This window comes from Micromonospora solifontis, assembly GCF_003725545.1.
GTDB lineage: Bacteria > Actinomycetota > Actinomycetes > Mycobacteriales > Micromonosporaceae > Micromonospora > Micromonospora solifontis.
The window spans coordinates 1-515 of sequence record NZ_RJLN01000210.1; the positions used below are offsets into that span (position 1 = coordinate 1).

At 64.1% G+C, this 515-nt stretch carries 1 protein-coding gene; it reads left to right on the top strand.

The genetic code is table 11. From position 1 onward, the window contains the following. Positions 1–515: glycoside hydrolase family 11 protein (locus tag EFE23_RS27900; protein ID WP_163599791.1), on the top strand; the 515-nt coding region annotated here is incomplete at both ends.

Here is a 515-nt window from a genome sequence, read left to right on the forward strand (position 1 = left end):
AACGGGTACTTCTACTCGTACTGGAAGGACAACGGCAACGTCACCATGACGCTGGGCGCCGGCGGCAGCTACAGCGTCCAGTGGAGCAACATGAACAACATGGTGGTCGGCAAGGGCTGGAAGCCCGGGTCCAACCACACCGTGAACTACTCGGGCAACTTCAGCCCGAACGGCAACGGCTACCTGGCCCTCTACGGCTGGACCCGCAACCCGCTGATCGAGTACTACATCGTCGAGAACTTCGGCAGCTACAACCCGAGCACCGGCGCCACCCGGCTGGGTTCCGTCACCACCGACGGCAGCACCTACGACATCTACCGCACCCAGCGGGTCAACCAGCCCTCCATCGACGGCACCGCGACGTTCTACCAGTACTGGAGCGTCCGGCAGTCGCACCGCAACAGCGGCACCATCACCACCGCCAACCACTTCAACGCCTGGGCCAGCCTCGGCCTGAACCTCGGCAGCCACGACTACCAGATCATGGCCACCGAGGGGTACCAGAGCAGCGGCAG